This window comes from Acidobacteriota bacterium (genome assembly GCA_040754075.1).
Lineage (GTDB): Bacteria > Acidobacteriota > Blastocatellia > UBA7656 > UBA7656 > JBFMDH01.
This window is the reverse complement of the sequence record JBFMDH010000006.1, coordinates 175,952-189,512: the sequence shown is the minus strand read 5'-3', so window position 1 is coordinate 189,512 and position 13,561 is coordinate 175,952. Positions and strand designations below refer to the sequence as shown.

Below are 13,561 nucleotides of genomic sequence, written 5' to 3'. Positions count from 1 at the left end.
ATCGATTACATGGAAGAAATTGGTTTATGAAAGTTTGAAACTCTAGCACAGCCACGCGGCATCATCCAACGCCGTTTGCTTTCAAGCGAAAATGGGAAATGTCGAATGCCATTAAAACGAAGGCTTCTCATTTGGAGTGCTGCGACTTGTCGCAGCTTTTGAATTCATACTAACTCTCTCGCAACGCCGCGCAACTTTCAATAGCTTTTCCGAACACAAAAGCGGTAACGAGTTACCGCGCTCCAAAGGCGCGGCTTACTTTATGGCGCTACCCTTTTAAGCATTGAGTGGGGCATGCCAAACGCGGGTTTCGAGTTTGATTTTGCTCACTCACCAAAGAGGTCTTCCTCGTAAGTTTCGATGCCAAGAATTTCAAAAAGCGACGCCGTTTGTGATTTGGGCATTTGTTTGGTGGGGAGTTGTAAGACACGAATGGTGGTAATTTTGCCGTGATATTTCACCGATAATTTATCGCCAACGCGCACTTCACGCGAACTTTTAGCGGGCGCATCATTGACCGTAACCGCGCCCGCTTCACAAAGCTGTTGCGCGACGGTGCGCCGCAAAACCAACCGACTCTGTTTTAAAAATAAATCAAGACGCATACTACTTTTTGTCGCAAGAATACCAACTGAAACCGGTGTTGTTGATGTTGTTTAAATCCCCGCTTTGAATTTCTTCTTTCTCTTCAATGTAGAGCATAGGCGGATCATCAGATTGGTTACGAACGATTGCTTTCAACCGCGCATCCTGTTTGAGCAAATCAATGGCAAGAATTTCAGCCTCTTCCATAGATGCAGCTTCGATTATGCGCGTGACAAAAAAGCCCATCTTTTGAAGTTTGTCTTCAACTTCTATTAAGAAATTTTCGCCATTGATTAAAACACGAAATTTTTGCATCACCTTTTAAATCTTCACCACCAGCTTTCCGGTGTTGGCTCCGGTGAAGAGTTTGTTGATAGCGGTGGGCGCGTTCTCTAAACCTTCGACTTCATCAACGCGGTATTTGAGTTTGCCTTCCATCAACCATTTGCCGAGGTCGGCAAAACATTCCTGAGCGCGCGGCGCATAATCCAGCACAATAAAACCTTGCACGCGGGCGCGGCGCGTCAAAATATTCGCGAAATTATAGGGACCCGGAACCGGTTCGGTCGCGTTATAAGTTGAAATCAGCCCGCACAACGAAATGCGCGCGTAGTTATTAATCAAACCGAGCACCGCATCGAGAATTTTGCCGCCGACATTTTCAAAATAGACATCAATGCCGTTCGGGCAATGTTTCTTCAAACTCGCCTCCACGTCTTCGGTTTTGTAATTGATTGCCGCATCAAAGCCCAGTTCATCGGTAAGCCAACGGCATTTGTCATCGCTTCCGGCAATGCCGACGACGCGACAACCGACGATTTTACCGATTTGTCCGACCAGCGACCCCGTCGCGCCCGCCGCGCCCGATACCACAAGGGTTTCGCCGGGCTTAGGTTGACCGACATCGAGTAATCCGAAATACGCAGTCATGCCGATGTGCCCGAAAAGTCCCATATAAGCCGTGAGCGGAATCGCCGGGTTGACCGGCAACAGATTCACTCCTTGCCCGTCGCTGACGGCGTACTCCTGCCAGCCGAGCAACCCCTGAACATATGTGCCGACCGGAAAATTGGAATTTTTTGAATCTTCAACTGCGCCGATGGTGCCGCCGCGCATGACACTGCCAAGCGCCACCGGCGGCAGGTAACTATCCCGCTCAGTTGCCCAGATGCGGTTAGTCGGGTCAAGCGATAAATAAATGTTGCGAATTAAAAATTGCCCGTCTTCGAGTTCAGGCACAGGTTCTTCATGCCATTTGAAATCCGATTCTTTGAAATTTCCTACGGGACGCGAAACCAGTAACCATTGATGATTCATTCGTGCAGTCATTGGAAATAATCTCCTTGTAGAAATGTGATAAAGCCTACCAAATGGTTTTAATTAACTTGACCGATTGAATCTTATGGTCGCGGGTCACTAATGGCAAATCAAGAAAGAGCGCTGTCGCGGCAATTATTCTATCGGGCATTTCAGGAACCACCGGGCGGGGAATTTGCTGCATTGCCTGTGCGATATGTTCATCAAAAGGAATCACCTTTAGTTCAGCAAGCGGGTCAGCGACGGATTTTAATATTTGGGTTAATAAGTTTTGCAGGAATCGCCCTTTTTCAATCAGGTAGAGAATTTCTGCAAGTGAAATGGCGGGCACATAAACCGAGTCCCCCGCAATTGCTGCGGCTTGCATCGCATGGCGCGCATCAACCGATAGATCAGGCGCATTTAACACATATCAGATGAGCGCGTGAGTATCGGCAACTACCGCGCTCATTGTCTATCCTCTTCGTAAAATTCTTCTCGCGGAAAATTTTTCCACATCTCACGCCTCGCTTCGTCAATCTCTTCGGCGGTGATGTTGATTGGCAAGTTTGCACATATCCCTAGCGAACTGCGGCGCGGTTGTTTCTGTCTGGTTTTCTGTTCAAGAAACTCAACGAAATCCAAAGCCTCTAATTGCTTTTCCGTTGGTAGAATTCGGAACTTTTCTAACAAGGTTTGTTCAACATTCATCACTATACTCCTGACGTTTTAATGCCCAAATTGTAATGTAATCCCAAAGTGAAAGCTATTACTCCATACGCGCGGCGCGAAAATCCTTGAGCATCGGTTTATCGAAAAAGTTGGATAAAGAAGGATTGAAGCGAATTATCGGCCAGAACAGTCGCGCATAAAACGGCAAGACAATGAAAGCAGGCAATTGAGAAAGGGAGACCGCGCAAATGGGAGAGAGGAAGAAGGGAAGAATATGCAATCTTTCCCCTTCTCCCCTCTGCATCAGTTCGTCGCTTTCTTCTCTACAGCGACGACATAACTTTTATTGATTTCGATAAAAGCTTCATCGCGCAACTTCTTCAAATATTTTTTACGGGCATCGTCAGCGCGTTCCATGGTCGCTGCCTGTGCGACATAACGTTGCACTTGCGGGTCACTGTAAGGAATCGTCGTCGCCTCTTTGCGTTCATCGACGCGAATGATTTGAAAACCATCCTGTTGCCGGAGCGGTTCGGTGATTTCGCCGGTTTTCAGGTCTTTAATTGCCGCTTCCAGGTCGGGGCGAAGACCGCTGTCTTTCGTCAACTTGAAAGTGCCGAGTTTGCCATTCAATGCGCGAGTCGGTCGCGTCGCGCCGGAATAGGCTTGCACGGCTTCAACGAAATTCTTGCCGGCGCGAAGCTCTGCAACGATGCGCCGGGCGCGTTGTTCGACTTCCGAAGCGGTTTGATTTTCGAGCGGTAAAAAGATTTCCGAAATCGTTACTTCAATCGGTGTGGTGAATTCCTCTTTGTGCTTGTCGTAATATTCGCGTTTCTGTTTTTCGGTCAGGTCGCGATAAATCTGCCCAAAAATTTCCTGATTCATCACAAATTGTTGAAGCAGACGTTTACGAAGCGAAGCGCGAATTGCCTCCGGGTCATTGCCCTGTTGTTTTAAGGCGTTTTCAAAATCAAGTACGCTGGGAAATTTGTTATTTTTGGCAATCTCCGTCCATTGCTGGTTGAGTTCGTTTTCAACATTGGCGCCGAGTTCTTTGGCTTTCTGTTCAACCAGGATGTCATCAATCAAAATGTCGAGAATCGTCGGTTTGAGCTTTTGAAATTCAGCCTCGATTTCGGCATCGCTCTTACCCCGGTCGCGCAATTCTTTGGTCAGTTGAATTCTGAATTCTTCCACGGCGGCTAAATAATCGGCGCGGGTGATAATATCGTTGTTGACGCGCGCGACGATTTCGGTAACCAGTTCCGGTTCCTGTGCGCTGACGCGGGTCGGGAGCATAAACAAGCTTAAAAATAGTAAGCTTCCAATAATAAACTTCATAAACCTTAAAACCTCTCTGTAAATTGCGGATTGTGGATTGCGAAATGCGAATTATCATTATCTGATTACTTCATTTCAAGAATGCCGATTAAAAAGCAACTTCTGCATTCAATCCGCAATCCGCATTTCGCAATCCGCAATTAACTGCTTCGGGCTGGCTGTTAAAGACTAATTCTGCCTGAACCTGCCTGAATAAGTGAAGCCCAATGCGGCGTTGTTGATTTTGACCTTTGCCGCTGTCATCAATTTATCGACGGCTACGTCGACGGCTTCCTGATTGCGGCGCGAAATCAATTCTTCGCCGAGCATCTCGCGGCGTTTATCCAACACCGACCGCCGGGTTTCAGGCGCATAGACCTGGGTGCGTTGTTCGAGTTTGAAAATGTGAAAACCATAATTGGATTGCACGACTGCCGAAATGTCGCCGGGGCGAAGCGGGCGAATGGCGCTCTCCAATACGGCGGGCATCTGCCCTTCATCGTAATGCGTGAGTCCGCCCTGTTCGGCGCGCGCGCCTTGTGAATACTGGCGCACCAAGTCGGCGAAATCGGTTTTGCCTGCGATGGCTTCACTGCGAATGCGTTCGGCTTCTTCGCGGGTTTGCACGCGAATCTCACGCACATAAAAGCCCGGTTTATCGGTCAAACGGTCTTTGTTCTTTTCGATGTACGCTTCGATTTCTTCGGGCGTGACACGCACATCTTTGAGGATTTTCTGCTTGTAATATTTTTCAATCAACAAATCGTTTGCCAATCCTTGACGACTCTCATCATCAAGGGTCGCAGATTTTTTCTGCGGGTCGTCCTGCATCGTCTGCACGATTTCACTGTCGCTGATTTCGAGTTTGGCATTTTCTGCGGCTTCGATGATCACGCGCCGGGTGATGAGTTCATCGAGCAGTTGCGAGCGCAAGGCTTCCGACATTTCATCATTTGAGAGGTCACCGAGCCTGGAAGCGATGAAGCGATTGAATTCGCCAAGCTGCACCTCGCTGCCATTCACACTGGCAATGACCGGTGTATGGTCGGTCTTTTTGCGACACCCGACAAAAACCAGGGCGAATATAAATAGAATTAAAAGGGAGCGTCGAGTCATGTTGAAAGAGGTTAATGATACGTTCAATGCAATCCGCTAAGCAACTCGCGGACTTCGGCAAAAATCCCGGCATCGGTTGCGGCTCGCAGGTTCACTTTCAAAACCCCTGATGGCGTAAAGGTCGCCGTACCGCTTGAGACCATATTAATCAATTTTTCCGGGTCAACTTTTGCCTTGTCGGAAAACTTCACCGCCAGGCGTTCGCCTTCGCGATCAATCGAAACCACCGCCAGGCGCGACGCTTCACGACGCAGTCTGGCGTACTCGAATAAATTTTCGACCGATTCAGGAATCGCGCCATACCGGTCTTGAATCTCTGCGTGAATGTCTGCCAACTCTTCATCATTTTCGGAAGACGAGATGCGTTTATAGGTGCGCAGCCTTTGGCTCATGTCGTAAATGAAATCTTCGGGGATGCGAATGTCTACGCCGAGATTGATTGCCGCCGAGGTTTCGTCTTCAATCGGTTGCCCTTTGAGTTCGCGCACCGCGCGTTCCAACATCTGGGTGTACAAATCAAAGCCGACGGCGTTGATGTGACCGGATTGTTGACCACCTAATAAATTTCCTGCGCCGCGCAGTTCCAAATCAAGCGCAGCGATGCGAAAGCCCGCGCCCAAATCGGAAAATTCGCGAATCGCCGCGAGTCGTTTGCGGGCAATCTCCGTGAGCGCGTCTTCGCCGGGAATCAATAGATATGCATAAGCGCGACGATTCGAGCGACCGACGCGCCCGCGCAGTTGATAGAGTTGCGACAGTCCATAATTATCTGCGCGGTTGATAATGATGGTGTTCGCCAGCGGTATATCAATGCCATTTTCGATAATCGTGGTCGCCACCAGTACATCCAATTCGTGCCGCACGAATTTCATAATCACATCTTCCAACGCTTTTTCGCCCATCTGCCCGTGACCGACGCCAATGCGCGCTTCGGGAACCAGACGAGTCAATAGCTCACCAATGGCATAAATGGTTTCGACGCGATTATGAACAAAAAACGCCTGCCCGCCGCGTTGCAATTCGAGTTCGATGGCGCTGCGGACGACGTTGTCGGAAAACGGCACGACGTGAGTTTGAATCGCCAGTCGGTCGCGCGGCGGCGTTTCAATAATCGACATATCACGAAGCCCCGCAAGCGACATATTCAAAGTGCGGGGAATCGGCGTCGCCGACATCGCCAGCACATCAACTTTTTTACGCATCTGCTTGATGCGCTCTTTATGGGCGACGCCGAAACGTTGTTCTTCGTCAACAATCAACAGTCCCAAATCTTTGAACTTCACATCTTTCGATAGTAACCGGTGTGTCCCGATGATGATGTCAACGCGACCTTCGTCGATGGCTTTAATCGTTGCCTTTTGCTCTTTGGTCGTTCTGAACCGCGAAAGCATATCGATGCGCACGGGAAAAGCCGCGAACCGCGCTTGAAAAGTTTTGAAATGTTGAAAGGTTAAGACCGTCGTTGGCGCGAGAACGGCGACCTGTTTGTTTTCCATCACCGCCTTGAAAGCGGCTCTCATTGCCACTTCCGTCTTGCCGTACCCGACATCGCCGACAATCAAACGGTCAGCCGGTTCGGCGCGTTCCATGTCTGTCTTCACATCTTCGATAGCGGTTTCCTGGTCAGACGTCAGTTGATATTCAAAGGCATCTTCAAACTCTTTTTGCCAGGGCGTATCGCTGCCATAAGTATGACCTTTGACGAGCTTGCGTTCAGCATAAAGTTTCAACAACGCTTCAGCCATGTCCTGCATGGCGCGTTTGACTTTGGCTTTGGCTTTTTGCCAGCCGATGCCGCCGAGTTTATCGAGTTGCGGTTTATGCCCGTCGCCCGCCGAATAGCGTTGCACCAAATCCAGGCGTTCAACCGGCACATAGAGTTTCGCGCCTTCGGCAAATGTCAGCAGCATAAATTCGCGCACCGCGTTTGCCGTTCTTTGAATGCCTGCGGCGACATTGCCGGTCGGAGTTCCGGCAGTCGCGATTTGCAACAAGCCTTGAAATTGCCCGATGCCGTGGTCAACGTGAACCACATAATCGCTAACTTTTAAATCACCGAGGTCGGAAAGAAATGCTGAGGCTTTGCGTTGTTTGCGGGCGCGCTTCGGCAGTTGGCGCTGTTGCGCCGCGCGCTCGACTTCACCGAAGACATCGCTTTCAGTAAAGAAGGTGAGGTTGGCAAATGGCAGCGAAAATCCGTTGCTGATTTTGCCAACCGTAGCGATGCGACTTGTGACAATAGGCGTTTGCGCATTAAGTGATGGCAATAACTGCAGGGTGATTTGATACTCACCAAGCATTTCCACGGTGCGTTCGGCAAGCCCCAGGCTTGGCATCACGAAAACCGTCAGGCGATTCTGTAACTCTTCCTGCAAATCGCGCGACAATTCAACGACGCGCCCATAGTAGCGACGCGGCGAGCGCGCAATGATCGAAATATCGGGCGTTTCGTCGGTAATCGTGAACCAAAACAGCGGTCTGGCGTCAGACGCAAGTGATGAGGACTGAGGACTGAGGACTGAGGACTGAGTTGCTGTTGGACTGGATGATGTTTCGGCGGACTGAGTTTCTGTTGTTGGACTGGATGATGCCTCAGCGGTGATGATCAGGTCGTTATCATTCTGACTTCTGAATCCTGAATCCTGATTCCTGACTTCTGACTTCTGACTTCCTGTTTCTGAATCCTGACTCCTGAATCCTGTATCCTGACCGAGACCAAATCCATCAATGCGGAATCGTTCGTCGGTGGTTGCGGCGGCGCGTCCGAGCAGGCGCAGTTCGAGGCGCGATGTTGAAGCAAACTTTTCGCGGAGTTCTTCCGGGCTTAAAAATAATTGGTCGGGCGCAAGGGCGATTTCACCGACCTCATCGGCTTGAGCGAATCGTTCGTGCAGATGTTTATAAAGTTCGGAGGCGCGTTTTTCGATGTCCGTCGGTTCGTCGATGATGAGCAACGCATCTTTGAAATAATCGAATGCCGAGGCGGTGAGCGGGCGTGTGAGCGGCAACAGATATTCCCAGCCCTCGAAGGCTTCGCCGCGTTCAGCGTGCGCGACGCGCAAACGTAAATCACGCCGGAAGCGTTCATCCTTCCAGTGTTTTTGCGCGGCTTGCGCCCACGCGATGAACTCTTCGCGGCGCACCGAGAGTTCGCGCATGGGAACGATGCGGGTTTCTGAGCGTTTGCCGGTTGAGCGTTGCGTGTCGGCGTCAAATTCGCGTATCGAATCAACCGTGTCGCCGAAAAATTCAATGCGATGCGGCGCGTCATGCGCCGGCGAAAAAATATCGAGGATGCCGCCGCGCAAACTGAATTCGCCGACTGCGCCGACCGGTTCCTGGCGCACATAGCCGCTTGAGATGAGCAAATCAACGATCAGTTCGGGCGGCATATCTTCGCCGAGGCGAAGCTCGATGCTTGAAGCTTTCAATTGGTTTGGCGCAATCGTGCGTTCGGCAAGCGCATCAATCGAAGTGAGCAGGATTCGCGCGGTGCCTTCGTATGCCTGATGCAAAGCGAGGGTGCGCTGTTCGAGAACTTCGGCGTGCGGCGAAGTTCCGTCATAGGGGTCGTTTTCAAGCGCGGGGATGGCGCAAACCTTGCCCGCGTGCGCCTCAAGTCCGTTTAAGGCGCAGTAAAAAAAATCCATATCGGGAAGGGTGTCTTCAATTTCGCGATTCGAGCGGGTGATGAAAACGATGCGACGATTCAACTGTTTTTCGATTGCCGCAATGATTAAGGCTTTGGCGCTTCCCGTAAGCCCCGAAACGACAAGCGCACGCCCACCTTTACCGAATTCTGCGGCGATTTCCTTGAGCGCCTCGCTTTCAAGTAAGGCGGAAAAAATTTCCCGGTAATAATTTTCCTGGGCAGTGCTGACGGACATAATTGATTAAGGATTGTAGCAAGCAAAGAAATGACTACGCAAAATTGCGTGTCAATAAAAGCAGAATTAAGAAGCGAAAAGGAGCGGTTTCATCCAAACAGTTGATCAGCTTCAATAAAGAGGTAGAAAGTTTCCCCTCGGATTGAGCGGATGAAACGGATTTAGCGAAAACCAACCCAAACTCGTCCGCCTAACCCGCCTCATCCGAGGGCACATCCTTCTCTTTTGGAAAGCGCCCTCGCTCTCGGCGAGAATGCGATGGCTTTGCAGAAAGGAGGCTGCCTATCGAATGGATAAAGGCGAATCCATCTTTCGGCTCCAACGCATGACTTGCTCGAAAGAGCTAGCACGTTTGAATGGATTCGCCTGTTCCGGCGTTCGCGCATAAAAACGCTTTACTGGCGATAAACGCTGAATACGAAACCGCGCTCTTTTTTCTGTAGGTGACAGTTGTAACAGGCAGTTTGCGCTTGTGCAGTCAGGGCGCGCTCGGTTTGACTGTCGCCTTTGAATTCTTCAAAACCCCAGCCGCCGGTTGCGGCAAACCGTTTACTGTCTTTTTCCATAACATCAATAAATCGCCGCGCGCCTTCTGTGGTGATGCCGTCGTTCTCTTTGACCTCGAGCAGGTCAAAGACGATGACTGAGCCATCCGCGAACTGCCCTGTGCGGTAACCTTCCATCGCCTTTTCGTTTGCGTAAACGTGATGCAGTCCGCTTGAACGCCTGAAGGTGGGAGCGTTAGGGCTGATCAAAGTGCTTTTCACATGGGTCCACTCGCGGTAGCCTGTCGGATAAGCAACTTCGCTATTGGACGCCGCGTGCAGGTGTGTCACGGCGGTTAAACCGGTAATCGCTATCAGTGCAATCAAGAGTCGTCGTTTAATCATCACTTTCGATTCTCCAGAGGTTAGAGCCAGTTAAAAACCTCTAATGGTTTAGGCTGCGATGAGCGGTGAGTTCTGGTTCACAGAAACAAAAGCGACGACTTAGGAGGTTTTCTCAAGTCGTCGCCGGAAAATACAGTTGCTCATTTTATACATTTACTACCGCTCAAGAGGCCTGGTTCTGTCGCTTCTTCTACCACACTGTCGAACGGAAAATTAATATAAACCATTTCAACCGTCTGTGTCGCACACGTTCGGACGCAAAAAAGCAGATTCAGACGGCAAAAACGATTAACTGCAGGTCATGGCTCTTTTAAGGTTTGAAAAACGGAGAGCTTGATCATTTGGGGCATTGCCCAGGCTTTTGAATTGCCCCCTGCGAAGCTTAAACAAGCTAACCCCCTTTCTTAAAAGCTAATCCTGTTGCCAATGCAAAAAGGCGTTTGTTACTATGGCTGATAGCTAAGAGGTCGCAAGTTTTAAGCTCCCGTGCCGATTTGGAGAACATAAGCCATGAAATCCACCCTTCGTTTGCTGATGATTTCAGCCGTTATTTTGGCGCTTTTACTGGTCGTCGCTTTGGCAGAAAATTTAAGCGCCGGTGAAGCGCGTAAAAAAATCGCGGCGGCTCTCGGTTTTGATAACGTCAATAATATTCATATCAAAGATATCAGCACAGGGATGGGCGGACAGGCAGTCGTTGAAGCGACCGTTGACACCGCTTTTCGTTTAGCGCAGGACAAACAGGGGAACTGGCAGGCAGTGGAAATTCGCGCGGGTGACCGGCGCTGGGAATCGTTTGAACTCATTGAAACTGCCATTCGCAAAGAAAAAATATTGCGCACCACCGCAGACCTGAGAACCCTTGTCACGGCGCTTGAAGCTTTTCGGCGCGAACGCGGCGGCTATGTCGCGGCGGAAAGCGGCGAGAAATTGATTGACCAACTTGCGCCGCGTTTTATGCCGATGGTGATGCGCTTTGATGCCTGGTCACACCCCTTTGAATACAAAGGCACAGCCAGCCGTTATAAACTTTCAAGTTCGGGTCCCGACGGCAAACCGAGTACCGGTGATGATATTATTATTGAAAACGGTCAACTGGTTGGAGGCGTTAAGGAGTGATTTTTAATCCAGAGCAAGGCGAAAAACCCGACCTCGCGCAACAGATTGCGGTGGCGCAACGCACTGCGGCGATGATTGTCGTTGCCATTGCGTTCAGCATCGCCATTTATCTGGTTATCGGGTTGTTTTTACTCGGCGCGGCAAATCGCCAGGCAACATCGGATTATCAAATGCACTTTTTAATTGCGGCGGCAATTCTGGCTTTTGCTTCGATTACCTTTCGCCGTTCGCAATTCGGTAAAATGAAACTTGAATATATTGCCGGAAGCCGCGGGGTTAAAGGACTCATCAGACATTTTGTGCAAACGACGATTATTTCGGTGGCGATTGCCGAAATTATCGGCATACTGGCTCTGGTGATTACCTTTGTTGGCGGGTCGCAGCGCGATGTGCTGTTAATCGGACTCGTCGGTTTGGCAATCGTTTTCTCGTGCTATCCGCGTTCGACCGCCTGGCAACGCACGATTCGATATTTCGATTCGATTACGTATCAAGATTGAAGAAAGGAAGTAGCGCATTGAAAAATAATAAATGCATCATTACCGGCTCGGCACTGGCTTTGCTCTTGTCGACCGTTCCTCAAACTGGGTTCAGCGCCAATTTGAACCCGTTCAGAACAGATTCCCGAACACCGATTCAGGACACCAAACAGGAGCCAAAGACGGATCGCGCGGCGGCGATGAAGAAATATCTCGAAGCCCAAAATTACGAGCAGTCCGGCAATACGCCCAAAGCTATTGCTGCTTACAAAGAAGCGATTCAACTTGATCCGACCTCTGCCGATTTGCGGGTGGCGCTGGGGTCGCTTTATCTGAAAGAGCGCAACGTCATCGATGCCGAATCGCAGGCTCGCGAAGCCGTCAATGTCGCGCCTGACAATCTCGATGCGCGAAAATTGATTGCCCGCATTTACATCGCGCAATCGTTTGTCGGTAACGAATTCAAAAAAGAGAAAGCTCAGGATGCGGTTAAAGAACTCGAAGAGATTGCCAAACGCGACCAAAGCGCCAAAATTGATTTCGGCGGCGAACGCCCGATTCCAGTGATGGCATTGATTGCCGATTTGTACTGGACGCTCGAAGACCGCGACAAAGCGATTGAGGCGATAAAGAAGGTTTCAACAAATGATACGTCGGCAGATGCCATCCACGCGCAACTCGCGCAATGGTTATTTCAGGAAAACAAATTCCGCGAAGCCGCCGAAGCCGCGAAAAAAGCTTATGACCTCAACCCCAAATCCACGCAATATGCGGGATTGCTGGCTAAATCCTATCTTCGTCTGGGTCGTACTCAGGAAGCTTTAGACATTTACAAAAAGGCGTTGAATAAAAAAGACCCGAAAGACCCGAAAGCCAAAGACGACGACGATGACGAAACCGGTATGAGTCGCATCGGCATTTCGCCGCTGATTTTCGATTATGCCGACGCCCTGGTGTTTGCCGGCAAATATGATGAAGCGGTGAAAGAATTGGAACCGGTCTTGAAACTGGCGCGCAAAGACAGCCCGATTTATCTGACTGCCATGCGCACCAAAGTCGATGCCTTGCGCCGTTCAGGAAAACGCGAAGAGGCGGTGAAAACCCTCGAAGATACCCTCAAAGGTCAAGATGTTTCCGACAGTTTGCCGATTCTTTATTCGCTCGCCGAAACCTACGAAGAGATGCAGAACTTCGATAAAGCTGTGAACACCTATGAAGAGGCGCTTGGCGCAATTCTCAATCCTGATGGTACGGTGAGCGACCGCAAAGAAGATAAACAAAACGCCGGATTGATACTCGCCCGCATTGCGCTCGCCTATCGCACCTCGGGCAAACGCGACAAAGCCTATGAAACCTTTGAGCGCATGCGCAAAGTCTTAGGCAAAGACAGCCCGCGTCCCGATGAACAAATCCTTGATTCATTGCTTGATGAAGGCAAAAACAAAGAGGCGCTGGAAGCCGCCAATGCTGCGATGACCCGCTTTCCCAACGAGCGTTCGTTCAAATTCGCGCGCGCCCAGGCGGCAGGCAAACTCGGCGATATAGCAACCGTCGATTCAACCATGAAATCGCTGCTCAAAAATAATGAAGAGGATTCCGATGTTTATATGGTTTGGGCAAGCATTCAGCTTGAAGCCAATCAGTTGAAACAGGCAGAAGAGACGGTGCGCAAAGCCATTGCCCTTGAAGCCAAAGACATTCGTCCGTTGATTACCCTCGCCATTATTCAAGAGCGCCAGGATAAGATGAAGGATGCCGAAGCGACTTTGCGTAAGGCTTTAGAAATCGACCCGGAAAACGCGACGATTCTCAATAACCTCGGATATTTTCTGGCAGAACGCGGCGACCGTTTGCCGGAAGCGACTGCTTTGATTCAACGCGCTGTCAACATTGCGCCGACCAATGGGTCATTTCTCGATTCACTGGGCTGGGCGTTTTTCAAACAGGGTAAAATTCCCGAAGCGCAAAAACACCTGGAGCAGGCGGTCATTTATTCGCCGCGCTCATCGGCAATTCACGACCATCTGGGCGACCTTTACAAAAAACTCGGACAAATGGATAAAGCGCGCGCCAGTTGGGAAGAGGCTTTGAAACTGGCAACCGAACCCGAAGAAATTAAAAAAATCAAAGAAAAACTGGGCAAAAAATAGTTTCAAGGAAATTACTATTCAGAAATCTGTAGACAAGAGTTAGG

The 13,561-nt window shown here is 50.1% G+C and carries 12 protein-coding genes; 3 read left to right on the top strand and 9 right to left on the bottom strand.

Going from position 1 to position 13,561, the window contains the following annotated elements; genetic code table 11:
- Positions 1-326: 326 nt before the first annotated feature.
- From AB1757_09025 to AB1757_08985, 9 genes are all read right to left on the bottom strand, one after another.
- A complete protein-coding gene (locus tag AB1757_09025) occupies positions 327-605 on the bottom strand; it encodes an RNA-binding S4 domain-containing protein (protein ID MEW6127168.1) in 279 nt (92 codons plus the stop codon).
- 1 nt (position 606) lies between these two features.
- Positions 607-900, bottom strand: coding sequence for a hypothetical protein (locus tag AB1757_09020; GenBank protein MEW6127167.1), 294 nt, complete (start codon positions 898-900; stop codon positions 607-609).
- Positions 901-906: 6 nt separating this feature from the next.
- On the bottom strand, positions 907-1,914 hold the full coding sequence (locus AB1757_09015; GenBank protein MEW6127166.1) for an NADP-dependent oxidoreductase: 1,008 nt from the start codon (positions 1,912-1,914) through the stop codon (positions 907-909).
- 34 nt (positions 1,915-1,948) lie between these two features.
- Positions 1,949-2,311 carry a PIN domain-containing protein gene (locus tag AB1757_09010; GenBank protein MEW6127165.1) on the bottom strand — a complete coding sequence of 121 codons (363 nt, stop codon included), beginning with the start codon at positions 2,309-2,311 and terminating at the stop codon, positions 1,949-1,951.
- Between the two features lie 38 nt (positions 2,312-2,349).
- Positions 2,350-2,592: a hypothetical protein gene (locus AB1757_09005; protein MEW6127164.1), complete on the bottom strand. Its 243-nt coding sequence runs from the start codon at positions 2,590-2,592 to the stop codon at positions 2,350-2,352.
- A 264-nt stretch (positions 2,593-2,856) separates the two neighbouring features.
- Positions 2,857-3,897 carry a peptidyl-prolyl cis-trans isomerase gene (locus AB1757_09000; protein MEW6127163.1) on the bottom strand — a complete coding sequence of 347 codons (1,041 nt, stop codon included), beginning with the start codon at positions 3,895-3,897 and terminating at the stop codon, positions 2,857-2,859.
- 168 nt (positions 3,898-4,065) lie between these two features.
- On the bottom strand, positions 4,066-4,992 hold the full coding sequence (locus AB1757_08995) for a peptidylprolyl isomerase (protein MEW6127162.1): 927 nt from the start codon (positions 4,990-4,992) through the stop codon (positions 4,066-4,068).
- Between the two features lie 23 nt (positions 4,993-5,015).
- Complete coding sequence (gene mfd, locus AB1757_08990; GenBank protein MEW6127161.1) at positions 5,016-8,879, bottom strand: transcription-repair coupling factor; 3,864 nt, start codon at positions 8,877-8,879, stop codon at positions 5,016-5,018.
- Positions 8,880-9,274: 395 nt separating this feature from the next.
- Positions 9,275-9,769, bottom strand: coding sequence for a cytochrome P460 family protein (locus AB1757_08985; GenBank protein MEW6127160.1), 495 nt, complete (start codon positions 9,767-9,769; stop codon positions 9,275-9,277).
- A 510-nt stretch (positions 9,770-10,279) separates the two neighbouring features.
- On the opposite strand from AB1757_08985, the gene AB1757_08980 reads away from it, so the two are divergent.
- The 3 genes from AB1757_08980 to AB1757_08970 are packed head-to-tail and all read left to right on the top strand — an operon-like array spanning position 10,280 to position 13,517.
- Positions 10,280-10,888: a type II secretion system protein GspG gene (locus AB1757_08980; protein ID MEW6127159.1), complete on the top strand. Its 609-nt coding sequence runs from the start codon at positions 10,280-10,282 to the stop codon at positions 10,886-10,888.
- On the top strand, positions 10,885-11,388 hold the full coding sequence (locus tag AB1757_08975; protein MEW6127158.1) for a hypothetical protein: 504 nt from the start codon (positions 10,885-10,887) through the stop codon (positions 11,386-11,388). Before AB1757_08980 ends, AB1757_08975 begins: the two co-directional genes overlap by 4 nt.
- Positions 11,389-11,405: 17 nt before the next feature.
- Positions 11,406-13,517 carry a tetratricopeptide repeat protein gene (locus tag AB1757_08970; protein MEW6127157.1) on the top strand — a complete coding sequence of 704 codons (2,112 nt, stop codon included), beginning with the start codon at positions 11,406-11,408 and terminating at the stop codon, positions 13,515-13,517.
- Positions 13,518-13,561: the final 44 nt, after the last annotated feature.